The following is a 25,160-nucleotide window of genomic DNA, read 5'->3' on the forward strand; positions in this document are numbered from 1 at the left end:
TGGCCTGTAAAGAATTTTTTCCCGGAATGGCCTATATAAAAAGAGAAAAGTAAAACTCAGAACATGAAAACCAAGTGTTTTCAGGCAGGAGGAAAGAGCTATCACTTCTGATAGTCAAGATTGAGTCAATGTTTTCCTCAGGAACTGTTTCAAACAAACTTCGGGCAGATATTGTCCGCGTGGGCCGAATGATCTTTCGCAGACAGCGCCTCGACTCAAAGCAGCTTGCTTTCCGGGGCCTTAAGGGCTATCCTCGCCCTGTTTGCAATGGCGGAGCATCCGGCCAAAGATGTCCTGTATCAAAAGGCTTGCCGATGGTCCGCAAGGATTCTTAAAACATAAGTCCCGGAATGGCCCATGAGATTTCTTTCAATGCTGTTGTGTACGGTTCTGGCGCTTACGGCTTTTTCCTGCAAAAAACAGGCTCCCGAAAACCAAAAGCCCAAGGAACGCCCGCCCGCGCTGATTTCGGCCAGCCCAGCCGAAGCGCGTGAAATTCCGGTGCGCCTTACGGCCATCGGAACCGCCGAGGCCGTGTCCACGGTTTCAATTAGCAGCCGGGTGGAGGGGGCCATAGAGGCCGTCCACTTCACCGAAGGGCAGGACGTGAAAAAGGGCGACCTTCTCTTCACCATGGACCCAAAACCATTCCAGGCGGCCCTTGACGGGGCCCTGGCCAACCTCGCGCGGGAAAAGTCCCTTCTTGAGCAGTACCGAAGGGACCGGGACCGGGCCGAATCAATCTATAAGCAGGATTTCATAAGCAGGCAGGACTACGACGCAGCTGTGACCAAGGCGGCTGCCCAGGAATCGGTGATAGCCTCCTATCAGGCTGCTGTTGACCAGGCGAAGCTGAAGCTCGATTACTGCGCCATAAGAAGCGCAGTTTCGGGCCGCACCGGAAGCCTTGCCGTAAACGCCGGAAACGTGGTGAAGGCCGACCCGGCGAGCGTGCTGGTGGTGATAAGGCAGATGGAGCCGATAAACATACGGTTCAGCGTACCCCAGAAGGAGCTTTCCGCCATCAGAAAGGCCGCAGCCTCCAACACCTTGAAGGTCACGGCCAGGGTTTCGGGCGGCCCAGAGGAAGGACAGGGCGGCAGCCTGGCCTTTCTGGACAACCAGGTGGACGCATCCACCGGAACAGTGATGCTGAAAGCCGTCTTCCCCAACAGGGACCGCTCCATGTGGCCGGGCCAGTTCGCGGACGTGACCCTCGATATCGCCACCATCAAAGACGCCGTGGTGATCCCGGCCAGGGCGCTCCAGAACGGCCCCAAGGGCCCCATCGTGTTCAAGGTGGCAAAGGACATGACGGTGGAAGTCTTTCCGGTGGTCCCTGGCGAAACCCTGGGCGAGGACATGGTGATAACCGAAGGCGTTCTGCCCGGCGACCTCGTCGTCACGGAAGGGCACCTTACCTTGAAGCCCGGAGCCAAGATCAAGCTGGCCGAAGGCCTGCGGGGCGCGGAGTCCGAACCGGGCGCGGCTGGGAAGGCCTCGCACTGACAAAGAGGGACGGCCCCCGTTGAACAGGATCAGCCTGTTTCAGATTTTTCTTTCAGGAATGCGAAACGAGTCGCCATGAGCCCCACAGAGCTTTTCATAAAGCGGCCCGTAATGACCACTCTGGTCAGCGTGGGCATGTTGCTTTTCGGAGTGATGGGCTATCTGTTCCTCCCGAACAGCAATCTTCCGGCCATAGATTACCCCACCATCCAGGTGTCGGCTTCCCTTCCGGGCGCGAGCCCGGAAACCATGTCAACCTCGGTGGCCACGCCTCTTGAGAAGCAGTTCTCGGCCATAGACGGCCTGGCATCCATGAGTTCCACCAACATCACGGGCCAGACATCCATCACCCTTCAGTTCAACCTCACAAGAGACATCGACTCGGCGGCCCAGGACGTCCAGAGCGCCATTTCGGCGGCAAAGCTGCCTGCGGCCATGCCCAACCCGCCCAACTACCGGAAGAGCAACCCCACCCAGAGCCCGGTCTTTTTCATCTCCATGTATTCGGACACCATGCCCCTTTACCGGGTGAACGACTACGCCCAGACCCTGGTGGCCCGCCGGATTTCAACCATCAAGGACGTGGCCCAGGTCAACGTTTACGGCGAGCAGAAATACGCCGTTCGGGTGCAGCTCGATCCAACGGCCATGACCTCGGTGGGCGTGGGCATAGGCGAGGTGGTGTCGGCGGTGCAGGAGGCCAACACCAATCTTCCTTCCGGCACCCTGGACGGCGAAAAGGGCGGGCTCACCATCCAGGCACCGGGACAGCTCACAAGGGCCCTCCAGTACCGGGACATCATAGTCAGCTACAGAAACGGCTCTCCTGTGCGGATAAGGGACGTGGGCGACGCCGTGGACGGGGTGGAATCGAACAAAAGCGGCACCTGGTGGAAGGACCGCCAGGTCCTGATGCTGGCCATACAGACCCAGCCCGGAGCCAACACCATAGAGGTGGTGGACGCCATAAAAAAGGCCCTTCCCCACATACGCGGCGAGGTGCCTAACGCCATAACCCTCGAAGCGGTCTACGACAGGAGCCTCACCATAAGGGAGAGCCTTAACGACGTGCAGTTCACCCTGCTTCTGGCCGTCATCCTGGTGGTGGGGGTGGTCTTCATTTTTCTGCGCAACATCAGGGCCACCATCATAACGAGCCTTGCGGTCCCCATGTCGCTCATCACCAGCTTCGCCGTGATGTACCTGCTGGACTACAGCCTGGACGCCCTCTCCCTCATGGCTCTCACCCTCGCAGTGGGCTTTGTTGTGGACGACGCCATCGTCATGCTGGAAAACATAGTCCGCCACGTAGAGATGGGAAAAAAGCCCATGGAGGCCGCCATAGACGGAGCCAGGGAAATCGGCTTCACCATCATCTCCATGACGCTCTCCCTGTGCGTGGTCTTCCTGCCGGTGGTGCTCATGACCGGCATGGTGGGCCGCATACTCCAGGAATTCGCCGTCACCATCACGGTGGCCATCCTGGTTTCAGGCTTCGTCTCCCTTTCCCTCACCCCCATGCTGGCAAGCAGGTTTCTGGGCCATTACGGGCATCACGAGGAAGGGAAAGGCCCTAAAAGGAAAAAAATTCTCGTAAGCATATACAACCGAATTCTCGTTTTCGCCCTTGGGCACAAATTTCTCACCATAATCATTTTCTTAGGCACCCTGTGGGGCACGTTCCAGCTTTTCGGCATGGTCCCCAAGGGATTCATACCCCCGGAGGACCGGGGAATCTTCATGTGCCGAACCCGCGCCGACCAGGGCATCAGCTTTTCCGCCATGAAGGAGAAGATGGCGGCCCTCGCGGACATCATAGGCAAGGACCCGGACGTCACCTTCGCCATGCCGGTCATAGGCCGGGACGCCTCAAATTCCGCCATGCTGGTGGTGAGGCTGAAACCCCTCGATCAAAGGAAGCGAAGCGCCGACGACATAATCGCCGAGCTCAGGCCCAAGGTTTCGGGCATTCCGGGGCTTGCCGTCTTCATGATGAATCCGCCGCCCATAGATGTCGGCACCAAGCGCACCGAGGCCGCCTACCAGTACACTCTCCAGGGCACCGATACTCGAAAGCTCTACGCGGTGGCGGAAAACCTCACCGAAGAGATGCGGAAACTCCCTGAAATCATGGACGTCACCAACGACCTTCTTCTGGATAACCCGGAAATGGAAGTGGTGGTGGACCGCGACCGGGCGCGCGCCCTGGGGGTGAGCCCGGAGGACGTTCAGGCCATCCTCTACTCCGGCTTTTCGTCCAGGCAGATTTCCACCATAGACGCGGCCAGCGACGCCTACAAGGTCATCGTGGAGCTTTTGCCCGAATATCAGAAATCCCCGGACGTCCTTAGCCTTCTTCACGTCAGATCGAGCAGCGGGGCGCTTGTTCCCTTATCCGAAATAAGCGGCATAAGGCGAACCTTCGGCCCCTTGCAGGTGAACCATTCGGGCCAGCTTCCATCGGTAACCGTAAGCTTCAACACCAGGCCCGGAGTGGCCCTTTCCTCGGCCACGGAATCCGTTGAAAGGCTTGCAGCAAAAGTGGTTCCCCCTGATGTCCCGGCAAGGTTCGAGGGCACGGTGGAGGCTTTCAAAAGCTCCATCACGAGCCTCCTTTTCCTGCTCCTGGCCGCAATCGCGGTCATTTATCTCATACTGGGCATTCTCTACGAGAGCTTCATACATCCCCTCACCATACTTGCGGGCCTGCCTTCGGCGGCAATGGGAGCCCTGGCCGCGCTTCTGGTCTTCAAGGCGGAATTGAACCTCTACGGTTTCGTGGGGGTGATCATGCTCATCGGCATCGTGAAGAAAAACGCCATCATGATGATAGATTTCGCCCTTTCAGCCGAGCGCAGCCAGGGAATGAGCGCGCAAGACGCCATCCACCAGGGCGCGCTGACACGGTTCCGGCCCATCATGATGACCACCATCGCCGCCTTCATGGGTATTTTACCAGTCGCCCTGGGCTACGGGGCCGGGGGGGAGGCAAGGCGTCCCCTGGGGCTGGCTGTCTGCGGGGGTCTTGTGGTATCACAGATGGTGACCCTTGTGATAACACCCGTGATCTACGTATTTTTCGACAGCGTGAAAACCAGGCTTTTCCCCAGGAAATCCGCAAGCCCCGATCTTACGGATGCGTCCGTGCGAAAAGCCGTGAATCTTACCGCCAATACCCAGGGAGAAGAGCCATGAACGCAACGGTTTCGGTTTTGAAGTGCGACACCTACGCCCCGGACGTGCTTGAAGCGAGGCTTTACGAGAGTCTGGCCAACATCGGCTTCGACCCGGAGGGTTTTTCGGGCAAAAACGTGGTGGTGAAGCCCAACCTCCTTATTCCTGCGGCTGCGGACAGGGCCATCACCACCCACCCGGAATTTTTCCGGGCAGCGGTTCGCATAATAAAGAAATACGGCGGAAGGCCGGTGCTGGTGGAATCGCCCTCCATCCACTCTTTGGAAAAAACCCTCAAAAAAACCGATTTCGGAAAAATCGTCGAGGACGAGGGCGTGGAAGTGGCGGACGTGAAGGAAACCCGCACCCTGGTCTTTGAAGACGGGGTGAAATTCAAGAATATCGATATTTCAGCAGCCTACTTCGACGCGGACATAATTGTGAACCTGCCGAAGTTCAAGACCCACGGGCTGACCTACATGACCGCCGCCGTGAAGAACCTTTTCGGGACCATTCCGGGGCTGGCCAAAAGCCGCATGCACGTGAAACTTCCGGGGGCCGACGAGTTCTGCGAATTTCTCATGGACCTTTACGGCGGCATAACCCAGGGCTTTGAAAAGCCAAAGACGGTGATCCATCTCATGGACGCCGTGCTTGCCATGGAGGGCGAAGGCCCCGGAACGTCGGGAACCCCCAAGCCCATGAACGCCATATTCGCCTCCTTCGACGCTGTGGCCATAGACTGGGCCGCCACCACGGCATCGGGGCTCGACCCCAAAAAGGCGTACACGGTCGTCAAGGGCTTCGAGCGCGGCTACGGGGTGGCCTCGCCCTCGGAGGTGATTCTCGTGGGCGCGCCCATTTCATCCCTCGGCATAAAGCCACTTGCGCCGTCGCGGGGCACTTTCATGTCCAACATGGTGCGCTGGCCCTTTACGTCCAAACGCTTCAAAAACCTGGTTCTCGACCGGCCCATGCCAGGGGAGGGCAAGTGCACCCTGTGCTACCAGTGCATGAAAATCTGCCCGGCCCAGGCCATAAGCCAGGCTTCAGGCGTCAAAAAGACGCCCTCCTACGATCACGACAAGTGCATACGCTGCTACTGCTGCATGGAGGTCTGCCCGGAGGCGGCCATATCCAAGAAGCACGGGGCGCTCCAGTGGCTCATAAGGCTGTGAAGATTTTATTTGAAAATGGTTCTTAACAGTTTTCAGCGCACCAGAAAATGAGATAGGGGCTTTCCTTCCGGGAACGCGGGGCGTCCCGTCGGCATTATACTGCAAAAGCTGGCGTGACGCCTGCGCTCCCAGGCAAAAATGGCCTGGCCGACTGTCGGTGACGACTGCTCTTTTACATATGTGTTCGCCCTGGTCTGCCAGGCGGAAACCCTTTACAGCCGGAAATTTTTGTGCGACAACCGGCCCGAAATGTCAGCAGACGGTTAGGAATCCGTTAGGAAAATATCGGGCCAAAATCGGAGGATCGCCATGTTAGGCTTTTTCATGCCCAAGGATGACCTGTTTTTCGAGCGCTTCAACCAGATAGCGCTCCTTATAACCGAAGCCACCGCAAGGCTCAAAACAATGCTGGACGAGGGGGCCTCCTTCGAGGAGCACGCAAAGCACATAAAAGCCCTCGAAAGGCAGAGCGACGAGCACATCCACGCCGCCTTCCAGCACCTTCACAAGACCTTTGTCACCCCCTTCGACCGCCAGCACATCCACAAGCTGTGCAAGCGCCTGGACGACATCCTGGATTTGACCGAGGCAGCCGCCACCCGGATCGAGCTTTACCTGCCAAGGGAAATGAACCAGGACGCCAGGGAGCTTTCCGTCATCCTGGTGGAATGCGTGAAAAACGTTGCGGAAATGGTGGTCCTTTTGAAGGACGTCAAAAAGCACACGGAACGGATCAACGAACTTTCGGGCGAGATTCACAGGCTTGAAACCCTGGCCGACGACGTGCGCAGAAAGGCCATAGCGCGGCTTTTCCGGGAAGAGGATGACACCAGGGAGCTCATCAAGTGGCGCAGCATCCTTGAGCACATCGAACGGGCCACTGACCGCTGCGAAGGCGTGGCCAACGTTGTGGAAGCCATAGTGCTGGAAAACTCGTAAAGCCGGGCGTCTTGCCGAAGACGTTCTGCCGGCATGAACCCTGAACGGGATACGCCAGATCAATGACAACCATATTCATAGTAGTGATCTTCACGGTTATCGTCGCACTCATCTTCGATGTAATAAACGGATTTCACGACGCGGCCAACTCAATAGCCACAGTGGTCTCCACCAGGGTGTTAAGCCCCAGGATGGCGGTCCTGTGGGCCGCCTTCTTCAATTTCATAGCCATGTTCGTGTTCGCCCCCAAGGTGGCCGACACCGTCAGCAAGATAGTGGTCATAACGGGAAAGGACCCCGTCTATGTCTACGTGGTTCTGGCAGGGCTTCTCGGAGCCATTGTGTGGGACCTCCTAACATGGTGGTGGGGGCTTCCCACCAGTTCCTCCCACGCCATAATCGGCGGCTTCGTGGGGGCCGGAATCGCCCACAACGGTTTTTCCGCCATTCACTGGCACAAGGTTCTGGTTACCGCCGAATACATCCCCCTGGCCCCGCTAATGGGCTTTGGCCTGGGTTTCATAATCATGAACCTCGTGTTCTGGCTTTTCAAAAAGTGGAAACCGGCCACAGTGGACCGCTTTTTCCGGGTGGGCCAGCTTTTCTCGGCGGCCCTCTATTCCCTGGGCCACGGCGGAAACGACGCCCAAAAAACAATGGGCATCATAGTTGCCCTTCTGGTTGCCGGAGGAATTTTCAGCCCGGACGTTAAACTGTCGCTTATGGACGGCAAAACGCTGTGGATAATTCTGTCGTGTCACGCGGCGATGGCGGTGGGCACGGCCTGCGGCGGATGGCGGATAGTGAAGACCATGGGCATGAAGATAACCAAGCTGAAGCCCGTTGGCGGGTTCTGTGCTGAAACCGCCGGGGCCGCTACCCTTTTTCTGGCCACCCACTTCGGCGTCCCGGTCTCCACAACCCACACCATCACCGGCTCAATAATAGGCGTTGGCTCCACCACGAGCTTTTCCACCATACGCTGGGGCGTTGCCCGAAATATCGTCTGGGCGTGGCTCCTTACCATCCCCATGTCGGCCCTGGTTTCAATGGCCTGCCTGTGGGCTTTCAAGCTCTTTGTTCCGGGCTTGTAACCTGTTGTACCTTTTCCATTGCGTACCAAAAAAAGCCGGATGCCTTCATTGAAACCAGTGAAGGCATCCGGCTTTTTTTGGTTTTTTCAGGCGGGATTTACGAGGGTTTCGCGGTTTTTTACGGCAAGCTCCTTTTTCCTGGCGCTTTTTTCGGTAGCCCTTGCAAGAACCGCTGCGGCGGCCTGCGATACTTCAGACGGGGAGAGTTCCTCCAGGGCGCCGTCGTCCTTGGTCCAGTTGAAAACCGCCCTCCCAAGGGGAGTCCTTGCTATCACCCCCGTGTAACCTTCGGGTGCGCCTATGCCGCCGAAGGAGATGTCCGCGTATTCGGCCGCGTAGTCGTCACAGAACCTGCAGGCGTAGCGCCGCATGAAGGCTATGTCCTCAAGGGCTATGGTTCTGATTTCCCCGGATTCCAGGTGGATCATGAGCCCGTCCTTGACGTTTATCCTCCTCACGTCCTCCCACTTGAAGCCGCCCATGCTCTCCAGCTTCTTTCTTTGTTCCGGGCCGAACAGGAAGTTGCCGGAGCAGAAAAGGCCCAGAAGGTAGGCGATGGAATCCGTTGGCACTATGGACAGCGCCTCCATCTTCCTTATGGTCTTTATCTGGCAGGGAGAGCCCACAAAGGCCACCCTGCGCGCCCCCGCCTTGGCCATGGGCCCCAGCATCCCCACCGATGGCACGAAAGTGGAGTAGGTTTCGGAAAAAAGCCTCATCCCGTGGGAAGCGTCGAAATGAAAGCCTGCGGCTTCGATGATTTCCGCCCGCGAGCGGGCGAGAAAGGGCTCGCGCAGAAAAAGCCCAGCCTGGCGGGTAACGATGGCCCCGTCTATGCGGCCTTCGTCGTACAGGTGGGCCAGAATGGCCGTAACCACCCCGCCGTCTGTGGCGTTTGAGAGTATCTTGCGGTCAGTGGCCCGGGCCGCCGAAACGCCCAGCACCCTGCCCGAAGGCGGCTGCCAGGATATGCTTTTCCGGGCCTCGTTATCCAGTTCGCCTATTTCCGGGCATATCATGTAGCAGATGCCGCATTCTATGCACTTGTCCCGGTCTCCGAACTTGGGGCATCCATCCGGCCCTATTGTCAGCGCGCCGAAATTGATGGCGGTGCAGAAGGTTACGCATCCGCCGCAGTGATGGCAAAGTCCGGGCTTCTGGACCTCTTCCACCAGGCTTTCAAAGGTCTTCATGATAAGGCCCTCGCAAGCAAAAATTATTGGGGGAAAAATTGGAGCGAAACCCGCCCCGGCTAACCGGGGCCATGCCCGAACCGCTCAGCTTATTGGGAAGGGAGGTTTCCTGACGGCGATCAATATACAACAATATTCATTATAACCCGGAACCGGGGCTTACGGGAAGAAGAATCCAGAAGGTGTTTCCCTTTCCGGGATGGCTTTCAAGCCCGACCCGTCCCCCGTGGGCCTCTGCGGCGGCCTTGCAGAAGGGAAGCCCAAGGCCCGTGGAATAGGACTTTTTCATGGCCCGGACCATGGTGGCCCTGTACTTGTCGAAAAGCATCTCATGGAACTCCGGCGGGATGGGCGGCCCGTCGTCGCGCACCCTCAACATGAAAAAACCGGGCTCCTCCCGCAGGCCCACCCGCACGGTGGCCCCATCGGGGACGATCTTCACTGTGTTGCCCACCAGGGCCTGCACCATGCGGAAAAGCACCTCCCTGTCGGCGCGCACCATCGCGCTTCCCGGAAAGGGTTCGCTCACCAGGGCGCAGTTGGTGGTCATGTCCCTCATGCCCTTTACCGCCTCGCGGGTTGTAGCGGCAAGGTCGACATCAGAAAGGGTGAGCGAAATCCGCCCGGTTTCCAGCTTGTGCAGGTCCAGCATGGAATTCACCATGAAGCCCATCCACTTCACCGACTTCACCGATTCATCTATAAGGGAGATGGTGTCGTCGGACAGGGCATCGCGGGCCTCGCCGTAAAGGTATTCCATGGAAAGGCCTATGGCGGTGAGCGGCGAGCGCAGGTCGTGAATCACCATGTTGATCATGGCGTCGCGCATGGTCTCCGACTTGCGGAGTTCCTCGTAGCTTAAGGTCAGGGCCCTTGCCTTCTCCACAAGGGCCAGGTGGGTGGCGAGCCTGGCCCTCACCTCGTCCGCCTGAAAGGGTTTGGTGATGTAGTCGACCCCGCCCGATTTGAAGGCCTTCACCTTTTCTGCGGTTTCGTTATAGGCGCTGATGAAGATGACGGGTATGGAAGCCGTTCCGGGATCGCTCTTCAAGGCTTCGCAGACCTCGTAGCCGTCCATTTCGGGCATGTTGATGTCCAGAATGATCAGATCCGGCGGATCCGACTTTACAGCCTCTATTGCCTCCCTGCCGGAAATGATGGGCGTGGCCTTGTAGCCCCAGTCGCGCAACATCTTGGCCTCGATCCGCAGGGTTATGGGATCGTCGTCAACCACGAAAATATTTCGGGGAGTCTCGATGTCGATCTGGTCGTTCATGGAGCTTCCTTTTGGACTTCGTCCGCCGGAACCGGGTGAAAATACCGTATCGTTTCCACTCTCCCGCAAGGCAGGCAACAAAGCCCAATATACTACAAAGGCTTTGCTTAGGCAACTGGTTTGACTTTTTTTGGGGCCTTATTAAGCGGAGCATGGTTCTTTTCCATTTTTCCGAGAGTCCGGCAAATGTAAGAAATGCACCGATCTTCCTCCACCGCCAATTTCAGGAAAACGAAAAATGAATATAAATTGCGCTTTCGGTAATAACATAACCGTTTTCAATTTCGACACACGGCACAAACTGCCATAGTCCCCGAACGCCTTTTGAAGGCTCTTTTGACAAGAAGCCCCGAAAATGGTAGTTGTCAAAAAATGTCCATTCCCATTCATGGAGGAACCATTCATGCGGTTCGGCCCCGCCCTTAATGCCGGAAAGCCATGCGGAATCCTGGCCCTGGCGCTCTTAGCGATGCTGTCGGCCCTGATTTTCTGGTCCTGCGCCTCCACCTCGCCCCTGGCGGAGGCCGCGCGCAAGGAAATGGAAGAGCAGAAAAAAGCCGCCGGGGCTCCTCCCAAGGCGGCGTCCGGGCCGGTCAGCCCTCCCGGAAAGGATGCGCCGGGCCAGCCCGGCGAAGCAACCCCGCCGCAAGAGGCTGCGGTAATCGACAAGAAGCCCCAGAAATACGGGATATATATCTACCGGGACGGCAAGTTCATCCCTCTTCCCACCGTCAACGTGAATTATTCGGGGGTCTGGTTTCCCATAAGCCTCACGTCCAAAAAACTCGCGGCCAATTACGTCTCAGCCGAAGACCTGAAGGACCTTCAAACCTTCAGGGAAGACGATCTATTGTGCATCCACTACAAGAACGCGGCCAAAAGGTCCTGGTTTTATTACCCCCTCACCCGTTTCGCCCGGAGCGACTTTCCGGGTTCCATAGAATCCGAAATTTGGGAAAGGCCCGCAGGCCATTACCTGGGCTTTTCGGCCATAGGCCCCCCCCAGGCCCTGAAGGGCCTTTTCGGAAAAACCCTGGAGGACGGCTACCGCTTCGATCAGCAGCGCATAAAGCCCGAAGACATAGTTTACCAGGATTCGGCCATACTCTTTGCACGGCTTGCGCCCGCCCCGGGGCTCGCCATCAGCCGCTACATCATAACCAGCAGATCGGTCAGTTTCGGCGAGGTGAAGGACTACCAGGACCTCCTGTCCCAGGTCGCGGACGAAGGCGTGGTCCTCGACCTGGCCCAGGCGGCGGCGATGGAAAATTTCGAGGGCCTTAGGGATTCCATCGAGCGCTACAACGAGGAATCCTCGGTGCGCTACATTCTTCACCAGAAGGAATTCACCCTCAAAAAAAACCAGATCATCGACACCGGCATAATGGTGAACGAGCCAAGCCACATCCGCTTCATATCGGACGCAGACTTCAACATCGTCCTTCGCCCCGGCGAATGGGACGACCAGGGCGGATGGATGCCCGCCGACCAGCCCTTCGGCAAGGAGGGCAGGGAATTGCCGCTCTTTAAGGGGACCTTCGCCCATCCCGTGCAATACAGGCATTTCGCCCTTCGTTACGAACGCACCACCCTGGGCACCCAGGTGAGGCTACAGGGGATTTCCGACGGGGCCAAGGTGACGATAATCTACAGCCCCATGTTCTGCTACCAGGACTCCTATCACAACCACGTGAAACAGGGCTACGAGTACCACAACCAGGGCAGGTACGGGCAAGCGGTGGCCGAGTACCAGGCGGCCCTGAAGGAGTTGCCCGAATACCCATACGCCTTGAACAACCTGGCCTGGCTTTACGCCACGGCCACGGACCCCGCCTTCAAAGACCCCAAAAAGGCCCTGGAACTGGCCATCGAAGCGGCCCGTTTCAGGCCGGTGAAGCCCTATATCCTGGACACCCTCTCCCTTTCCTGGTACCTCAACGGGGACATTGAAAAGGCCATCGAGTTTCAGCAGGCCGCGTCCACGGCGGTTGCCGATTCGGAATCCTATTCCCAGGTTTACGCGGATCGCCTCAACCAGTACAGGGAAGTCAAGGAGAGGCTCGCCAAGGCCCAGAGGGCGGAGGAGGACTTGAAGTACAAGGACGCCCTCGATGAACTGGAAAAGGCCCTTCAAATAATGCCCCAGAGCATCGACGCCCTTAGCAGGATGGCGTGGATATGCGTCACGGCGAGGGACAAGGCCTTCATCGATCCCAAAAAGGCCCTGGAGCTGGCCCAGAAAGCCTATTCCATCGCTCCCGATTCGGCCCTGGCCTGCGATACGCTGGCCGAGGCGCTCTTTGTAACGGGCAACCGGGAAAAAGCCCTTGAAATGGCCAGGAAGGCATGGTACCTAATTCCCCTTAGCGACTACTACAAGTCGCGGGCGGAGCATTTCGCCGCAAGGAAAAAATGATCCGAGGCAAGGCCGCTGCCCGGCCTTTTCGCCTTTCGATACGAGGCGGAATTTTTTCTTGACAGGATCACGGCATTGGCATATAAGCCGCCGATTGCCATATTGAAGGAGCATGGTCGTGAAGAAATACACATTGAGCGCAAAAAGCTCGGACAATCCGGGAAAATGGTACGTGGTGGACGCCCAGGGCATGGTTTTGGGAAGGCTCGCATCCGTGATTGCATCCCGCATCCGTGGAAAAATGAGCCCCCTTTTCACTCCCCACGCCGACGCCGGAGACTGGGTGGTTGTGGTCAACGCCGAAAAGGTGGTGCTCACGGGCCGCAAGCTTGCCCAGCAAACCTATTACACCCACAGCGGCTATCCGGGCGGCTTAAAGAGCATCACCGCCCAGAAATTGCTGGTGAAGCGGCCTGAGGACGTAATCAAGTTCGCGGTAAAGGGAATGCTTCCCAAAAACCGCCTTGGCCGGGTTCTCAACAAGAAACTCAAGGTTTACGCGGGGCCGGAACATCCCCACGCGGCCCAGCAGCCCGAACCGTGGACCATCACCGAGGCCCAGCGTTAAGAGCCCGGTTAAACCCAAGTATTTGAACGGGCCTTTCCGCCCCCAGTAAAAGAGGCACATAATGACCCAGGAAAACGTTTTCTACGCCACGGGCAAACGCAAGACCTCCGTTGCACGGACCTGGCTCAAGCCCGGAAACGGCGTCTTCACTATCAACAACCGGGCCGTGAACGATTATTTCACGGTCGAAAGCGCCAGAGTCCGCGCCCTCCAGGCCCTTGCCCTCACCAACACCAAGGAGGCGGTGGACGTGAAGGTCATGGTTGCCGGAGGAGGCTCCACGGGCCAGGCCGGAGCCATCCGCCACGGCATCACCAGGGCTCTCATGGCTTGGCAGCCTGATCTCCGCACCGCCCTCAAGAAGGCCGGTTTCGTCACCCGCGATCCACGCATCAAGGAACGCAAGAAGTACGGCCAGAAGGGTGCACGCGCAAGGTTCCAGTTCTCCAAGCGCTAAGTTTTCGGAAGTTTTCCATAAAAATCGGTTTCCAGGGGAGAAGGGAAAGGGTCGAAAAGGCTTTTTCCCTTTTTTCCGTTCTAAGCGGCTTTTCAATTCAGGGGATGGCGACATGAAATCCATCAGGGCGGCGGTTCTGGGCGCAACGGGTTATGCCGGGGCGGAGCTGGTGAGGATTCTTTCCGGGCATCCGAATGTTCTGCTTACGTATTTGAGTTCCCGCTCCTACGCCAGTAAGCCCATAGCCTCGGTGTTTCCGGCCTTTGCCGGGGTGGTGGACTTAAAATGCCGGGAAATGGACCTAAAGGCCATATCAGACTCGTCCGACGTGGTCTTCATAGCCCTTCCCCACAAGATTCCCATGTCCGTGGCCCCGGAGCTTCTGGCCGCCGGGAAGAAGGTGGTGGACCTTTCCGCCGATTTCCGCTTCAGGAATCTTTCCGTCTACGAGGCCCATTACCAGCCCCATACGGCGAAGGATGCTGCGAAGGACTCGGTCTACGGGCTTTGCGAGATAAACCGGAAGGACATCAAAGAGGCAACGCTTGTGGGAAACCCAGGCTGCTACCCCACAAGCGCCCTTCTGCCCCTTATCCCGTTTATCGGAGAGGGCCTTCTGGACGAAGCATCGATAGTGATCGACTCCAAGAGCGGGGTGTCGGGCGCGGGCAGGAGCCTTGCGCTTTCGGCGCATTTCTGCGAGGTCCACGAGGGTTTTTCCGCCTACAAGGTGGCGGCCCACCGGCATGAGCCGGAAATCGAGGAAAATCTCTCCATAAAGGCGAAAAGGCCGGTGACCATCACCTTCGTGCCCCACCTGGTTCCCATGAGCCGGGGGATGCTCACCACCTCTTACGCGAAACTGGCCAAGGGCCTTACCACCGATCAGGCCAACGAGCTTCTGTCCGGCTATTACGAAAAAAGCCCCTTTGCGCGGGTGTGCGCAACGGGGAATCTGCCCCAGACCAGGAACGTGCGCGGAACCAATTTCTGCGACATGGCCGCAAGGGTGGATTCCCACGCTGGCCGCCTGATACTCGTAAGCGCCATAGACAACCTGGTGAAGGGCGCGTCCGGGCAGGCCGTGCAGAACATGAACCTCATGTTCGATCTTCCCGAAACCGCCGGGCTGGACGCCGTGCCGTATCCTCTTTGAGCACCCGCCAAAAACAACGGGGGGTTCGGGGGGCCTTCGGCCCCCCGGCCGCCGGAGGCGCTTTTTACTGTTTAGATTGCAACTTGGTATTACTCGCCCTTGAAAACCGGCTTGCGCTTTTCCACAAAGGCGCTCATGCCCTCGAAGCGGTCCTTGGTGGCGAATGTGACAACCATGGCCTCGCGCTCGAATGCAAGGCCGGCCTCCATGGTGGTGTCCCCGGCCATCTTGACGGCGGTCTTGGCCCGCTGCACCGCAAGGGGGCCTTGGGCGGCTATGGTCTTCGCTATCTTCATGGCCTCGTCCATGAGGCTTTCCGCCGGGTAGACGTGGTTGACGAGCCCGATGCGAAGGGCTTCGGCGGCGTCTATCATGGCCCCGGTGTAAATTAGCTCCGCCGCCATGCCCTTGCCGAAAAAGCGGGGCGCGCGCTGGGTGCCGCCGAAGCCGGGAAAAATTCCCAGGCCCACTTCGGGAAAGCCGAACTTCGCCTTTTCCGAGGCCACCCGAAAATCGCAGGCCAGGGCCAGCTCGCAGCCGCCGCCCAGGGCGAAACCGTTGATGGCCGCAATCACCGGCTTTTCAACGGTCTCGATCACGTAAAGCGCCCTTTGGCCGCCCGCCACGAAGCTGCGGAAGGAGACGAGGTCCATGTCCTTCATCTCCTTTATGTCGGCCCCGGCCACGAAGGCTTTTCCAGCGCCTGTGACAACGATCACGCGCACGGCGGGGTCAGCGCCAAGGCAGAGCGCCGCATCGGCAAGCTCTGCAAGCACGTTGGTGTTTAAGGCGTTCATGGCCGAAGGTCGGTCAATGGTGATTTTCGCCACTCCGTCAGCAATTTCGACCTTAATATCCTGATACGTCTTCATTTTATGTCCCTTCCTGTGTTATGGTGATTTCCGAACAACTTTCCCCAACCCTGACGGAAACTGGTTACTTCGGCTTCCCTTCTTAGTCAAGGGATTCAAAAGGGGCGGAAGGCATTCGTGCGGGTGGAAGAACTCTTTAAGGAATCGGCATGAACCGGCTTTTGAGCGTGGGAGTGATAGGCCTTTCGGCCTTTCTGCTTTTTCTGGTGGAGCCCATGATCGCCAAGATCATCCTGCCCCGGTTCGGGGGAGGCTCCACAGTCTGGATCACGGCCCTCATCTTTTTCCAGGGCATGCTCTTTTTCGGTTACGCGGCCAGCCACGGCATGGCAAGGCTTTTATCGCCCAAGGCGCGGCTTTCGGTTTACGGGGCCGCCTTCACAATCTGCACGGTGTTCTTTCTGCCCATCACGGTCTCGCAAAAAGAGTTTTCCGGGCCTCCGGCCCTGGCCGTGCTGCTTCTGCTTCTGGGCTCGGTTGGGCTTTCCTACTTCATCCTGTCCACAACAAGCCCCATGATCCAATATTTTTCGGCGGTGGATAAAAAAGGCGGCTTCAAGAACCCCTACGTCCAGTACGCCGTGTCCAATTTCGGCTCCTTTGCCGGGCTTCTGAGCTACCCGCTTTTCATAGAACCCGAAATCGGCAACAGCCGCCAGATGCTGTGGTGGAGCCTGGGTTTCGGCATTTACGCCCTTCTTATGATTTCGGCGGTCTTCCTGCATGCAAGGCGCGCTCCCGCCACGGCCCCGGCAATCGCGGCTCCAATTGAAGGGCCGGAAACCCCGCCGCCTTCGTTAAACGCCCGGCTGATGTGGCTTTTCCAGGCCGCTGTTCCATCCGCCGCCCTTCTGGCCTTCACCCAGCATTTAACCGTCGATCTGGTCAGTTTCCCGCTCCTGTGGATACTGCCCCTGTGCCTCTACCTGCTCTCCTTCGTGTCGGTTTTCCTTTTTCCGCGCCTGAACCGCCACACAGCAGCCCGCACCATCATCCTGATTCTAGCCCTGGCGGTCTTCGCCGTCTCGGACCGCCGGGAACTCGATCTTCCCTTTGCGCTGAAGATATTCACCGCCAACCTGGCCCTTTTTTCCGTGTGCCTCTTTTTCCACGGAAACCTGGAAAGGGAAAAGCCCCGGAAGACCGACCTCACATCCTTTTACCTGTGGCTCTCCCTGGGCGGATGGATGGGCGGGCTTTTCGGCGGCATCGCCGCGCCTTTCATTTTCAGGACCACCTTCGAGCTGCAGCTTGTCTTCATCATCTCCCTCTACGCAATGCTTTTTCCCCATCTCAAAGCCGGCACTAAAACCTTCATGTACTCGGTAAGCGCGGCGGCGGCCCTGTTTCTTCTGGCCTCCTACGCAGGCGAGGAGATTTTTCTCCGCCCTCCGACGCTCAGGTGCGCCCGGAGCTTCTACGGCACCTACCGGGTGCTGGACGTGGAGGGCGTTCCCGGACAAATGGCCCCGGCCAGGCTTCTCGTAATGGGCACCACCAAGCACGGCGGGCAGGTGGCCGCGCCTTCCGGAAAGCTCATCCCAATGTCCTATTTCCACGTAAAAACCGGCGCCGGGCTTGCCCTGCGCTCCCGGCCCTTTACGGAACACGTGGGCGTGGTGGGGCTTGGGACGGGAGTGCTGGCCCTTTACGGTCGGCCCGGCGAAACCTACGATTTCTACGAGATAGACCCCCTGGTGAAGGACCTGGCCCAGACCTCCTTTCAGAACCTGTCGGAGAGCAGGGCAACGGTGCGCCATTTCATAGGCGACGCGCGGCTGCGGCTTAGGGAGGCTCCCGACAAATTCTACGACGTCCTGGTTCTGGATGCCTTCACCAGCGGAGCCATTCCCACCCACCTTCTGACCGTTGAGGCAATTTCGGAATTTCTGGGCAAGGTGAAGGACAACGGGCTCATCCTGTGCCACATCAGCAACCGCTTCGTGGACCTTCTGCCGGTCCTGGCCTGCAACGCGGAAAAGCTGAACCTTCAGATCGCCCAGCACATAAGCCCGGAAAACGAGTATCTCAACTGTTACAGCGCCCATTGGGTGGCCCTTGCCAGAAACCGGGCCGACATGGCCGCCCTTACGGCCACAGACCCAGGGTGGCAGCCCGCCGGAAAGCGTGCCCAGTGCTTTACGGACGATTTTTCGCATCTTTTCTCACTGGTGCATTTTTAGAGGCTGTTGCGTTTTTCGTGTTGAAACCGGGCATTGGCAGGTGCTAACTTTTTATTGATGTACCGGGCCTGGCAGGCCCTGATTAACCATGACGCCCGCCCCGGAAAACGAGGACCATTTGGAGAGCACCCACAGGGATTATTACGTTGACCCCGCCGAGATACACTTTGTGCGCTTCGTCACCGAGGCGTGGGACGGAGTGGCCTTCATGAGCACCCTGGACGAACGGGCCGGGCTCATACGCCTTTCCGTACCGCCGGGAAGGGAGGGCGAGGCGGATGAAATGATGGACGCCCTTGGCCGCGACGTAAGCCTCTCGCCCGCCGAAAAGGGTTGCGGGCGCAAACTGGCCCACATCAAGACAATGGGCTGCCAGATGAACGTCTACGAGTCGCTCCAGATGATGCGCAGCCTCGAACCATTGGGCTACGTGGAAACCGGCTCGGTAAAAAACGCCGATCTCATAGTGGTCAACACCTGCGCCGTGCGGGAAAAGGCCCAGCAGAAGGTGGTGAGCTTTCTGGGCAGGCTTCGGAAGCAGAAGGCTGAAAATCCGGGCCTTATCATAGCCGTGGGCGGCTGCGTGGCCCAGAGCATGGGCGAAATTTTGATTGAAAAAATGCCCTTCGTGGACATAGTGTTCGGAACCCACGCAGTGGGCCGCCTTGGCGGTTACGTGGAGGAGGCCCGCACCCTTGGCCGCAAGGTGGTGGACGTGACCCTTTCGGGGCGGTACGACTTTTCCGGCGCGGGAAGGCTCCCCTCCAAGAGGGAAGCATCAAGCCCCACGGCCTTTGTCACCATAATACAGGGCTGCGACAATTTCTGCTCCTACTGCGTGGTTCCCCATGTGAGGGGCCGCGAGACCAGCAGGCCGCCGGCAGAGGTCCTTTCGGAGGTGGCGGCCCTGGCCGGAAGGGGAGTAAAGGAAGTGACCCTTCTGGGCCAGAACGTGAACTCCTATGGCAAAAAGGAGAACACCGAGGGCTTCGCCGAGCTTCTGTACAGGGTGTCCGAAATCGAGGGGATAGAGCGCATACGCTTCACCACGTCACACCCCAAGGACTTGTCGGATGATCTCGTCCGTGCCTTCGGAGAAATCAAAAAGCTCTGCGGCCACCTGCATCTTCCGGTCCAGAGCGGCTCCAACCGGATTCTGAAGAAAATGAACCGGGGCTACACCCGCGAGGACTATCTCTCAAAGGTCGAAAAACTGCGCCGGGCAAGGCCCGACATATGCCTCACGTCCGATTTCATAGTGGGCTTTCCCACGGAAACCGAAGACGAATTTGAGGAAAGCCTTTCCCTTATCCGGGAAGTGGCTTTCTCAGGGCTTTTCGCCTTCAACTATTCGGACCGGCCACCGGCCGCCGCCGTGAAATTTTCCGGCAAGGTGGCCCCTGAAATACAAAGCGAAAGGCTTTCAAGGCTTCTGGCGGTAAATGACGAGCTTTCAAGGGCCGCCTACGAAAGCCTCGTGGGAAAAACCGTGGAAGTGCTGGTGGAGGGGCGGTCAAAGTCCGACCGGATGCAGCTTACGGGCCGCACCGGCTGCCACAAGATAGTCAATTTTCCCCTGCCGCCTTCAACCGGGCGGGCCGCCCGCAACTGGGAGGGCGAGATGGCAACAGTAACCATAGAGCGCAGCCTGGCCCATTCCCTGCTTGGCAGGATGATTCCGGACGAATCGCGCCCAACGGATCAATAATTCCAGCGGCGGCGCGGGCAGGGCCGCCACGGAGGTTATAGTGTCGACTTTTCTTCAAATGGAAGTGGCCGGGCTGGCGCTCGATCCGTCGGGCAACTCCCCCATCCTGATTCTGAAATCCCAGGAGGGCGAGCGGACCCTGCCCATCTGGATCGGCATAATGGAAGCCGCTTCCATCGCAATGGCCCTTCAGAATGTTGAATTCCCGCGCCCCATGACCCACGACCTTTTCAAGAACTTCATCGCGCTTTTGGGAGCCACCATGGAAAAGGTGATGATACTGGACTTGAAGGACGCCACCTACTTCGCCCAGATCACCTTCAACACCGCGAACGGCGACCCGCTGGTGCTGGACTCCAGGCCCTCCGACGCCATAGCCCTGGCCATTCGCACCAAGGCCCCCATTTTCGTTGCAGAGGAGGTGCTGGACAAGTCCTCATCGGAGCAGAACTCAGGCGAGGCGGCGGACCAGAGCGAGGAGGGGAAAAAGTGGGCGGAGTATCTTTCCACTCTGAACCCCGACGATTTCAGCAAAGTCTAAGGGCTGTTGAATCCATCCTATTTCGGGCGGATCGGAGAAGGAACCATGATAGACCTTCACACCCACACGGTTTTTTCAGACGGGGAGCTGATTCCCGCAGAGCTTGCCAGGCGGGCCGAAGTAATAGGCATTACGGCCCTCGGAATCACCGATCACGGGGATTTCTCGAACCTGGACTTCATCATACCCCGAATGATCGCGGTCGCGGAAATTTTGAACAAAGCGGGGGACTTCAAGGTGATCCCCGGAATAGAGATCACCCACGTTCCCCCCGCGCTGATAAAAAGGGCTGTGGATGAGGCCAGAAGGCTTGGGGCTGAAATTGTTGTCATGCACGGCGAGACGGTGGCCGAGCCCGTGGCTCCCGGAACCAACCGGGCCGCCATCCTGGCCGGGGTTGACGTGCTGGCCCATCCGGGCCTTCTAAGCCATGAAGACGCCGAACTGGCCCGCGACCGGGGAGTCTTGCTTGAGATATCGGGCCGACGTGGCCACTGCCTCACCAACGGCCATGTGGCCCGCATGGCGCAGGCTACGGGAGCAAAAATGGTGGTGGATTCCGACGGCCACGCGCCGGGGGACCTGATGAACGAGGACAGGGCGCTCACGGTGGTCCTGGGCGCTGGGCTTTCCGAGAGGGATTTTTCCGCCATGCAGGAAAACGCGGCAAGGCTTATCGGCATGGGCTGACCCGCCTCAGGATAAAAAAATCGTAAAATTTCAGACAGCTATAGCACACTCCCCTTCCTCTTTCCAAAAACGGCGGCCAGCCTGACAGGGATGAATCCATGACCGGTATTTCCGGGGGCTTTACAAGCCGCGACGCAATAAGGCTTTTTCTTATAAGCTTCACGGCGCTCTTTCTTGAAATGGCCGCCATAAGGTGGCTCAATTCAACCACCCCAGTTCTTTCCTACTTCAACAACCTCATCCTGATCTCCTGCTTTTTCGGGCTCGGCCTTGGCTGCCTCCTGGCCCGGAGGAAGGCGAACCTCATCTACTGGTTTTCCCTGGTGTTCATTGTCTTCGTGGCCGGGGTGATCGTATCCAAGAGCCTTTCCATCCCCCTAAGCTACATGGGCGACTACATTTTCGCGCCCCACCCCGAAGAGGACCCCAACGTCATAAGCGTTCCTTTTTCAGCCATGGCGGGTTTTTTCGCCAACACGGTTTTCTTCGTGGTCCTGGGGCAGGAACTGGGCAGACGCCTGGAATCGATGGGAAATCCTTTAAAAGCCTACTCGGTGGACATAGCCGGGAGCCTTTCGGGGACCCTGGCCGCAATGGCCCTTTCATGGGCCGGAACAGCCCCCCACGTGTGGTTCGCAGCAGGCTGCCTCTTTTTGTGCCTGCTCCTTCCGAAAAAATCCCTTATCATAGCCGTTTCGGTGGCACTGTCCATCTTCGGGTGCCTCCTCATCCGGTCCACATACACTGACCAGGACCGGTGGAGCCCCTATTACAAGGTAACGGCGGAGGGCCTGCACGACGCCGCCAACCGGGGTTACGGCTACATTATCGGGGTGGACGGCCTGCGCATCCAGGACGCCCTGGATTTTTCGGGCGGGCTGGAGAAAACCGAACTGCACGCCTGGATTCCCTATTACAACATGCCCTACAGCCTTATAAGGCCCCAAAAAGCCCTCTACCTGGGGGCAGGGTCCGGCAACGAGGCGGCGATGGCCCTCATAAACGGCGTGCCCGACATCCACGCGGTTGAAATCGACCCGGTGATAGCGGGTTTCGGGCGCAGCCTGCACCCCAACCGGCCCTATCTCGACAAAAAGGTGAGGCTTTCGGTCAACGACGCCAGGGCCTTTCTCTCATCCTGCCCTGATTCGTCCTATGATTTGGTGGTGATGTCGGCCCTGGATTCCCACAAGCAGGTGAGCGGGCTTTCCAGCTTGAGGCTCGAAAGCTACATCTACACCGTGGAGGCCTACCAACAGGTGCGGAGGATTCTTAAGCCGGAGGGGATGTTCATTCTGAACCTCTCCACCGGAAGGCCCTGGATGGCCCTGCGCACTCATTTCGGCATCGAAAGGGCCTTTGGGCAAACTCCCCTTATTCTTCACTCAAACGCCGGGCCCATGGTCTCGATGGCATACGTGGCGGGAGGCGGGGCGCAGAAGCTCGACCCGGAAAAACTCGCCAGGGCGGGCATCTCCGTGCTGCCCGGCTACGAGCGCCCGGAGGACCTTAGGCTCTGCACGGACAACTGGCCCTTCATGTACCTGGAAAAAAACCGGATTCCGCCCTTCAACCTGGCGGTGCTGGTGCTGGTCCTTCTCCTCACCTTCACAGTGGTGATGGCAGTGGAGCCCGCCGCCCGAAGGCCGAACCTTCACTATTTCTTTCTTGGCGCGGGCTTCATGCTTTTGGAAACCCGGAGCATAACCCAGATGGCCCTCCTGTTCGGGCTTACCTGGCATGTAACCGCCCTGGTGGTGGCCGCAGTCCTTTTGGCCATTTTCCTTGTCAACCAACTTGTTCTGAAAGGCAGGGGGATTTCCAGCCGGGCCGCCTACCCTCTTCTTTTCACAACCCTTGCCCTTGGCTATTTCTTTCCCTTTGGAAGGCTTCTGGAGCTTGGGGTTTACTCCAGGCTTGCGGTGAGCGCCCTGGTGGTGGGGCTTCCCATAGTGTGGGCCGCCTTCATCTTTTCCAACTCCTTCAAGGCTGAAAAGCGGGTGAACGCGGTTTTCGGGGCGAATCTTTTGGGGGTGGTGCTTGGCGGGGCGATGGAATACGTGGGAAATATTTCGGGCTTAAATTTCCTCTATATCCTGGCTCTTATCCTGTACGCGGCCTCCCTTATTACAGGATGGAAAAAAGTCACCTCTCCATAAAGCCAAAAAACAAAACCGCCTTGAGACAACCGAAAGGCCGCGCTGTCATCCGGCGGCCCTTCGACCTTCTCAAGGCGGTTTTGTTCAGAAAATTGAAACAGTTAAGTCCTATTGGCCTTCCTGTCCTCCGCCACCTTCAGCAATATGGTGTCAAGGTCCGTCTTGGGATGAAAGCCCGTGAGGGCCTTAATCTTGGAAATATCCGGAACCCGCCTCTGCATGTCCTCGAAACCTTCTGGAAAGGCCTCGTTGTAGGGGATCAGGCGGAAGGTGGAGGTGGAGCCTGTGGCGCTTATTATCCGCCGGGCCAAGGCCTCCATGGTGATTTCCTCGGTTCCGCCTATGTTGAAAAGCTCGCCCACGGCCTTTGGCTCGTTCATCAGTGACATCAGGGCCTCCACCACGTCCAGAACATAGGTGAAGGTGCGGGTCTGGCGTCCGTCGCCGTAAACCGTGAGGGGCTCGCCGTCAAGGGCCTGGTCGGTGAATCGCGGGATCACCATGCCGTAGGCCCCTGTCTGGCGCGGGCCCACGGTGTTGAAAAGCCGGGCTATGACCACGGGAAGGTGGGTCGTGCGGAAATAGGCCAGGGCTGTGAATTCGTCCATGAGCTTGCTTGCGGCGTAGCTCCAGCGGAACTTGGATGAGGGGCCGTAGATTATGTTGTCGGTCTCGGTGAGGGGGGCGTGGGTGTGCTTGCCGTAAACCTCGGAGGACGAGGCGATCAGGACCTTTTTCTTGAACCGGTCGCAGGTTTCCAGCACCCTTTCGGTGCCCTGGATGTTGGTGCGGATGGATTCAAGGGGGTTGTCCAGGATGTAGCGCACCCCCACCGCTGCGGCCAGGTGATAGACCGCGTCGCAGGTGCCCACCAGCCGGTTCAAGGGCTCCGGGTTCAAAATGGTGTCATGGGTGAAGAAAAAGCGGTTCCGGCTGTCCTCGCTGACGGTGAGGTGCTCCACGTTTTCGAAGCGGCCGGTTGAAAGGTCGTCGATTACGTAGACCTCGTGGCCCTCGGAAAGGCAGGCCTCGCACAGGTGGGACCCGATGAAACCGGCGCCGCCGGTGATGAGAATACGCATGGATCATCCTTTCGCAAAGCGAAAAAAGACCAATTGAAAAAACAGCCTGTTGAAAACTCCAATCATACAGGCTGATGAAAAACGATGAGCCGTGAAGGCGGTGCGAAAAGCCAATGAGTCAAGCGTACCCGCCCAAGAAATCGCAGAGTTCTTGGGCTACATTTAGATGTTCGTACGTGACGGAATTGGCTTTGAAGCACAACACGGCGGATCGCGTTTTTCGACAGCCTGATAATTCCCGCCGGGGCGGGAGGGGGTAGGAGGGCCGCCTGGTTTCTATCTTACCGGGCGGCCCTATATGGGTGCGGGCTAAAAAGCAGGTGCTGAGGTGGTCGGGACGACTGGATTTGAACCAGCGACTTCACGGTCCCGAACCGTGCGTTCTACCAGGCTGAACTACGTCCCGTTGACGGCGCAATGTAGTTACATCCCTCCGTCATGTCAATGCTTTTTCGCGCACTTTTTGTACAATATTGCGGCATTTTCCAAAGCCCTGCCTACTCTCCCCCGTTATTCGCCGTCCTTCACGGGTTTCCTGAACCTCTTCAACTCCCCTTCCCGACGCTTGGCCGTCAGGCGGCGCTCCCTGGAGGCCAGGGTGGGCCGGGTCTTCCTTCGGGGTTTGGGCTCCAGGGTCGCCTTTTGAATCAGGCCAAGAAGTCTTTCCACGGCGTCAACGCGATTTTTTTCCTGGCTGCGGAAACGACGGGCGTCGATTATTATGACTCCCTCCAGGGTGGCCCGGTGTCCGGCGAGTTTCAGAAGCCTTGCCCTCACGCCTTCTGGAAGGTTTGGGGAGTTCAAGGCGTCGAAGCGCAGCTCAACCGCCGTTTCCACCTTGTTCACGTTCTGGCCGCCGGGGCCGGAGGCGCGGGTGAAGTGAAAGGTCAGCTCGTCTTCGCCGATGTTGAGATTTTCGTTGACCCGTATCATCTTCCCGCCGTAGAAATTCCGGTTAAAATGCT

Annotated in this window: 19 protein-coding genes and 1 tRNA gene; 14 read left to right on the forward strand and 6 right to left on the reverse strand. The window is 58.2% G+C overall.

Annotated features, from left to right (window positions below):
* Window positions 1-357: 357 nt before the first annotated feature.
* From HZB23_00975 to HZB23_00995, 5 genes are all read left to right on the forward strand, one after another.
* Window positions 358-1,509 carry an efflux RND transporter periplasmic adaptor subunit gene (locus HZB23_00975; protein MBI5843222.1) on the forward strand — a complete coding sequence of 384 codons (1,152 nt, stop codon included), beginning with the start codon at window positions 358-360 and terminating at the stop codon, window positions 1,507-1,509.
* A 75-nt stretch (window positions 1,510-1,584) separates the two neighbouring features.
* A complete protein-coding gene (locus HZB23_00980) occupies window positions 1,585-4,704 on the forward strand; it encodes an efflux RND transporter permease subunit (GenBank protein MBI5843223.1) in 3,120 nt (1,039 codons plus the stop codon).
* Window positions 4,701-5,861 (forward strand): DUF362 domain-containing protein, encoded by a 1,161-nt coding sequence (locus HZB23_00985; protein ID MBI5843224.1) that lies wholly within the window; start codon window positions 4,701-4,703, stop codon window positions 5,859-5,861. Before HZB23_00980 ends, HZB23_00985 begins: the two co-directional genes overlap by 4 nt.
* Before the next feature lie 309 nt (window positions 5,862-6,170).
* Window positions 6,171-6,800: a DUF47 domain-containing protein gene (locus HZB23_00990; protein MBI5843225.1), complete on the forward strand. Its 630-nt coding sequence runs from the start codon at window positions 6,171-6,173 to the stop codon at window positions 6,798-6,800.
* 62 nt (window positions 6,801-6,862) lie between these two features.
* The gene (locus HZB23_00995; protein MBI5843226.1) at window positions 6,863-7,894 is read left to right on the forward strand and encodes an inorganic phosphate transporter; all 1,032 of its coding nucleotides are present in this window, start codon (window positions 6,863-6,865) and stop codon (window positions 7,892-7,894) included.
* 86 nt (window positions 7,895-7,980) lie between these two features.
* Here HZB23_00995 and HZB23_01000 read toward each other — a convergent pair whose 3' ends face one another.
* Window positions 7,981-9,087, reverse strand: a complete 1,107-nt coding sequence (locus tag HZB23_01000; GenBank protein ID MBI5843227.1) for a Coenzyme F420 hydrogenase/dehydrogenase, beta subunit C-terminal domain — start codon at window positions 9,085-9,087, stop codon at window positions 7,981-7,983.
* 139 nt (window positions 9,088-9,226) lie between these two features.
* Window positions 9,227-10,363: a hybrid sensor histidine kinase/response regulator gene (locus HZB23_01005; protein MBI5843228.1), complete on the reverse strand. Its 1,137-nt coding sequence runs from the start codon at window positions 10,361-10,363 to the stop codon at window positions 9,227-9,229.
* 403 nt (window positions 10,364-10,766) lie between these two features.
* Here HZB23_01005 and HZB23_01010 point away from each other — a divergent pair, with 403 nt between their 5' ends.
* From HZB23_01010 to HZB23_01025, 4 genes are all read left to right on the forward strand, one after another.
* Window positions 10,767-12,779, forward strand: a complete 2,013-nt coding sequence (locus HZB23_01010) for a hypothetical protein (protein ID MBI5843229.1) — start codon at window positions 10,767-10,769, stop codon at window positions 12,777-12,779.
* A gap of 112 nt (window positions 12,780-12,891) precedes the next feature.
* Complete coding sequence (rplM, locus tag HZB23_01015; protein MBI5843230.1) at window positions 12,892-13,347, forward strand: 50S ribosomal protein L13; 456 nt, start codon at window positions 12,892-12,894, stop codon at window positions 13,345-13,347.
* Between the two features lie 61 nt (window positions 13,348-13,408).
* A complete protein-coding gene (gene rpsI, locus HZB23_01020; GenBank protein MBI5843231.1) occupies window positions 13,409-13,804 on the forward strand; it encodes a 30S ribosomal protein S9 in 396 nt (131 codons plus the stop codon).
* A 112-nt stretch (window positions 13,805-13,916) separates the two neighbouring features.
* Window positions 13,917-14,960, forward strand: a complete 1,044-nt coding sequence (locus HZB23_01025; GenBank protein ID MBI5843232.1) for an N-acetyl-gamma-glutamyl-phosphate reductase — start codon at window positions 13,917-13,919, stop codon at window positions 14,958-14,960.
* An 89-nt stretch (window positions 14,961-15,049) separates the two neighbouring features.
* Here the strand turns inward: HZB23_01025 and HZB23_01030 are convergent, their stop codons facing one another.
* Window positions 15,050-15,832, reverse strand: coding sequence for an enoyl-CoA hydratase/isomerase family protein (locus HZB23_01030; GenBank protein ID MBI5843233.1), 783 nt, complete (start codon window positions 15,830-15,832; stop codon window positions 15,050-15,052).
* Window positions 15,833-15,981: 149 nt separating this feature from the next.
* Between HZB23_01030 and HZB23_01035 the strand changes: the two genes are divergently transcribed.
* The 5 genes from HZB23_01035 to HZB23_01055 all read left to right on the forward strand — a co-directional run bounded on the left by HZB23_01035 (window position 15,982) and on the right by HZB23_01055 (window position 23,113).
* Window positions 15,982-18,015, forward strand: coding sequence for a fused MFS/spermidine synthase (locus HZB23_01035; protein MBI5843234.1), 2,034 nt, complete (start codon window positions 15,982-15,984; stop codon window positions 18,013-18,015).
* Between the two features lie 88 nt (window positions 18,016-18,103).
* Window positions 18,104-19,723 carry a tRNA (N6-isopentenyl adenosine(37)-C2)-methylthiotransferase MiaB gene (miaB, locus tag HZB23_01040; GenBank protein MBI5843235.1) on the forward strand — a complete coding sequence of 540 codons (1,620 nt, stop codon included), beginning with the start codon at window positions 18,104-18,106 and terminating at the stop codon, window positions 19,721-19,723.
* A 58-nt stretch (window positions 19,724-19,781) separates the two neighbouring features.
* Window positions 19,782-20,264 carry a bifunctional nuclease family protein gene (locus HZB23_01045; protein MBI5843236.1) on the forward strand — a complete coding sequence of 161 codons (483 nt, stop codon included), beginning with the start codon at window positions 19,782-19,784 and terminating at the stop codon, window positions 20,262-20,264.
* 45 nt (window positions 20,265-20,309) lie between these two features.
* Entirely contained in the window at window positions 20,310-20,954 is a 645-nt protein-coding gene (locus tag HZB23_01050; protein ID MBI5843237.1) for a histidinol phosphate phosphatase domain-containing protein, read from the forward strand.
* Between the two features lie 98 nt (window positions 20,955-21,052).
* On the forward strand, window positions 21,053-23,113 hold the full coding sequence (locus HZB23_01055; protein MBI5843238.1) for a hypothetical protein: 2,061 nt from the start codon (window positions 21,053-21,055) through the stop codon (window positions 23,111-23,113).
* 101 nt (window positions 23,114-23,214) lie between these two features.
* Here HZB23_01055 and HZB23_01060 read toward each other — a convergent pair whose 3' ends face one another.
* From HZB23_01060 to arfB, 3 genes are all read right to left on the reverse strand, one after another.
* On the reverse strand, window positions 23,215-24,195 hold the full coding sequence (locus tag HZB23_01060) for a GDP-mannose 4,6-dehydratase (protein MBI5843239.1): 981 nt from the start codon (window positions 24,193-24,195) through the stop codon (window positions 23,215-23,217).
* A gap of 329 nt (window positions 24,196-24,524) precedes the next feature.
* Window positions 24,525-24,601, reverse strand: a tRNA-Pro gene (locus HZB23_01065).
* 104 nt (window positions 24,602-24,705) lie between these two features.
* Window positions 24,706-25,128 carry an aminoacyl-tRNA hydrolase gene (gene arfB, locus HZB23_01070; GenBank protein ID MBI5843240.1) on the reverse strand — a complete coding sequence of 141 codons (423 nt, stop codon included), beginning with the start codon at window positions 25,126-25,128 and terminating at the stop codon, window positions 24,706-24,708.
* Window positions 25,129-25,160 lie beyond the last annotated feature (32 nt).

The sequence above is a fragment of the Deltaproteobacteria bacterium genome (genome assembly GCA_016235345.1).
Lineage (GTDB): Bacteria > Desulfobacterota > Desulfobacteria > Desulfobacterales > Desulfatibacillaceae > JACRLG01.

Bases quoted from the DNA above. Each gene is read 5' to 3' on its own strand.
- HZB23_00975 (MBI5843222.1), top strand. From the start codon at position 358: ATGAGATTTCTTTCAATGCTGTTGTGTACGGTTCTGGCGCTTACGGCT.
- HZB23_00980 (MBI5843223.1), top strand. From the start codon at position 1,585: ATGAGCCCCACAGAGCTTTTCATAAAGCGGCCCGTAATGACCACTCTG.
- HZB23_00985 (MBI5843224.1), top strand. From the start codon at position 4,701: ATGAACGCAACGGTTTCGGTTTTGAAGTGCGACACCTACGCCCCGGAC.
- HZB23_00990 (MBI5843225.1), top strand. From the start codon at position 6,171: ATGTTAGGCTTTTTCATGCCCAAGGATGACCTGTTTTTCGAGCGCTTC.
- HZB23_00995 (MBI5843226.1), top strand. From the start codon at position 6,863: ATGACAACCATATTCATAGTAGTGATCTTCACGGTTATCGTCGCACTC.
- HZB23_01000 (MBI5843227.1), bottom strand. From the start codon at position 9,087: ATGAAGACCTTTGAAAGCCTGGTGGAAGAGGTCCAGAAGCCCGGACTT.
- HZB23_01005 (MBI5843228.1), bottom strand. From the start codon at position 10,363: ATGAACGACCAGATCGACATCGAGACTCCCCGAAATATTTTCGTGGTT.
- HZB23_01010 (MBI5843229.1), top strand. From the start codon at position 10,767: ATGCGGTTCGGCCCCGCCCTTAATGCCGGAAAGCCATGCGGAATCCTG.
- rplM (MBI5843230.1), top strand. From the start codon at position 12,892: ATGGTCGTGAAGAAATACACATTGAGCGCAAAAAGCTCGGACAATCCG.
- rpsI (MBI5843231.1), top strand. From the start codon at position 13,409: ATGACCCAGGAAAACGTTTTCTACGCCACGGGCAAACGCAAGACCTCC.
- HZB23_01025 (MBI5843232.1), top strand. From the start codon at position 13,917: ATGAAATCCATCAGGGCGGCGGTTCTGGGCGCAACGGGTTATGCCGGG.
- HZB23_01030 (MBI5843233.1), bottom strand. From the start codon at position 15,832: ATGAAGACGTATCAGGATATTAAGGTCGAAATTGCTGACGGAGTGGCG.
- HZB23_01035 (MBI5843234.1), top strand. From the start codon at position 15,982: ATGAACCGGCTTTTGAGCGTGGGAGTGATAGGCCTTTCGGCCTTTCTG.
- miaB (MBI5843235.1), top strand. From the start codon at position 18,104: ATGACGCCCGCCCCGGAAAACGAGGACCATTTGGAGAGCACCCACAGG.
- HZB23_01045 (MBI5843236.1), top strand. From the start codon at position 19,782: ATGGAAGTGGCCGGGCTGGCGCTCGATCCGTCGGGCAACTCCCCCATC.
- HZB23_01050 (MBI5843237.1), top strand. From the start codon at position 20,310: ATGATAGACCTTCACACCCACACGGTTTTTTCAGACGGGGAGCTGATT.
- HZB23_01055 (MBI5843238.1), top strand. From the start codon at position 21,053: ATGACCGGTATTTCCGGGGGCTTTACAAGCCGCGACGCAATAAGGCTT.
- HZB23_01060 (MBI5843239.1), bottom strand. From the start codon at position 24,195: ATGCGTATTCTCATCACCGGCGGCGCCGGTTTCATCGGGTCCCACCTG.
- arfB (MBI5843240.1), bottom strand. From the start codon at position 25,128: ATGATACGGGTCAACGAAAATCTCAACATCGGCGAAGACGAGCTGACC.